Source organism: bacterium, from assembly GCA_030247525.1.
Classification (GTDB): Bacteria; Electryoneota; JAOADG01; order JAOADG01; family JAOADG01; genus JAOTSC01.
Map to the genome: position 1 here is coordinate 1 of JAOTSC010000268.1, position 2,586 is coordinate 2,586.

Below are 2,586 nucleotides of genomic sequence, written 5' to 3' on the forward strand. Positions count from 1 at the left end.
TCGGCAATTTCCAATAACCCGTTTTTGTCCTGATACGCGCCGGTGAACGCGCCTTTCTTATGTCCGAACAGCTCCGACTCGAGCAGGTTTTCGGACAGGTTGCCACAGAATTGCGCGATGAACAATTTGTTACGGCGGATCGAAGAATAGTGCAATGCCCGTGCTACCAGTTCCTTACCGGTGCCGCTTTCCCCTTCGACCAAAACGGCGATATTGCTGTCTTTGATCTTGTCCATCAGCTTGAAGACATCAATCATTTTTGAATGATTGCCGATGATTTCGCTGAATGCATAAGTCCGTTCAATCTCCGCTTGCAATCGGACTTTTTCCAATGACAATCCTTGTACGAGCCGGGCGTTCTCAATCGCGATGGCGCTGGTATTCGCAAGGATCTTTAGGAAGTCGAGTGACTCGGGCGTAAACTGGGTACGGTTATGGCGGGCATCGAGGTAGATTGCCCCTTTAACTTCCTCTTTTACAATGAGTGGAACACAGAGAACCGATGTAACGCGCTGCATGATGACCGACTGTGAATCGCTGAACCGGGGATCAAGTTGGGCGTCGTGTGTAAGAATCGCTCCCTCGCCCGACATGGCGCGGCGGACAATCGACTTTGAATACTCTAACAAATCTTCTTCGTCGCCATGTACTGAACGTGCAACAGCTACGCGAAACTCATCACCTTCTTTGAGTACGATAATACCGCGCTCCGCTTGTACCGGCGCAAGCGCGATTTCCATTAGCTTGGGAAGCAACTCGCTTAGTTCATGGATGCCATTGAGTAATGCACTCACTTCCAGCAAAGTCGATAGCTGATCACTTTGCAGGGTTGCTTTATTTTCTGCCGGAAGCGGCGGTGGTGTGGTCATCATACTTATCACCTAATTCACATCTTGGATTAACGTAAAGTTGTTGCGCGACGAGCGGGCATAATTTCCAAATGCATCTACTTCGTGTACTTCCACGGTAAACACACCTGACCCAAGCCGATTGAATAGATCGACTCGACTGGTATTCTGCGGAATGTTCTCTTCCTTAATCAGCGTGTCAGTTGTCGAGTTGTATGTAAATACTAACACCCGAAAGGTGTATTGAAAGCGATCTGATGAGCCGGCAAACCATTGCACATTAAATGCGTCGGTATACATCTGTGAATTGTTCAATGGTGTTGTTATCGTCGGATAGCTTATGAAAACACGATTCAACTGCGACTGTGGAGATTCGCCGATATTGCCGCCGTCATCGTTTGCCCGGGCAATAATCGGGAAGCCAACCAGATTAACAATATCGCTGCCATCAGGTAAAGTATCACGAGCAGCAGTCCAAATTGTATCGTTGATACTATTCATCCGAATGTTGCCATACGGCGTAAACACCCAAACCGAATCGATGTCAATCTTACTATCAGGATCGAACACGTTTACACGCAAATGCATTGTACTGCGATTCGTACCCGATGGGCGCAACTCGCTGTATGCGGTTAACGAGTATAGCTGGGGGACACCATTCAAGTGAAATTCAGTCGCCCGGGTTTCGGGAGCATTCAAAGTTATCATCGTTGTGTCGTAATCGTAAGTATTGCCACCGGCGATAACTTGATACACCGAGGGTACCGGTAACTCGAATGCGACAATGCCATTGCTGTTCGTTGCACCAATGTGGTTTGCAACCCGCACCGGTATTCCACTCAAGATAATTCCATTACGGTTTTTTACAATTACTGTGAGGGAACCACGAGGGTTATACGTATTGCTTCCGGGATCGTACGGATTATCGCGAACGGGTTCGCTGCATCCCATTAGCAGCGATAAGAGAAGTGATATTAGGAGTACTTTCCGCATAATTGCCCCAAGATAGCCATCACAAGCGGCACAGCCAAGCACCTTCGCCGCCATATATAAGAATGGGCGAACCAGAGGTCCGCCCATCTCATCAACAGAAACACTCACTATCGAAGATAGCAGAGGTTCCGACGCGCAACTCCTTTTGATGTAGCAACCTCAACAATATACCACCCGGAGGCGATATTGGCTGGTTGCCACGATCCATGAAACTCTTGTTCGGCAAAACCTGCTCCCGAAGCAATCGTTCTGCCAATTCGGTCTACAATTCGCCAAGAGACATTTCCAGTGGCCGGGAGAGTAAATGATACTCTGGCATTAAATGGATTCGGCCAAGCGGTTAACGAAACACTTGTCGGCAATGTTTCTAACGGTTCTGTAACCGCAACATGATAAAATGGAACCGCTCCGATATCAGCAATCGAACCATCGGGATCATTCGGCAACAATGGATCGCCACTGTCGATAACCGGAGATTCGGCAAACGGTGCGAAAGTAACCGGATTCAACTGAGGATTGAGTACACGATCATGTTCGTTGATTAAGATGTTGTAAAACGGCTCATGAAAACCGTAGACTACTGAATAGTCGGCATTTACAACATTCACATCCGAACCGCCAATACCCCATCCAAAATTGTTTCCCCAAACAACATTGTTACGAATATTGATCGATCGTCCATCTTCGATCATCAGACCATAACTCGAAGTGTTTTGTGACATTAAGCGTACCGAGTTGTTATGGA

General features: G+C 47.6%; 3 protein-coding genes. All 3 read right to left on the bottom strand.

What is annotated here, in order from left to right:
• Positions 1-872: sigma 54-interacting transcriptional regulator (locus tag OEM52_14800; GenBank protein MDK9701402.1), on the bottom strand; the 872-nt coding region annotated here is incomplete at its 3' end.
• Between the two features lie 9 nt (positions 873-881).
• The gene (locus OEM52_14805; GenBank protein MDK9701403.1) at positions 882-1,841 is read right to left on the bottom strand and encodes a hypothetical protein; all 960 of its coding nucleotides are present in this window, start codon (positions 1,839-1,841) and stop codon (positions 882-884) included.
• Positions 1,842-1,948: 107 nt separating this feature from the next.
• The coding region (locus OEM52_14810; protein MDK9701404.1) for a hypothetical protein at positions 1,949-2,586 on the bottom strand (638 nt) is incomplete at its 5' end.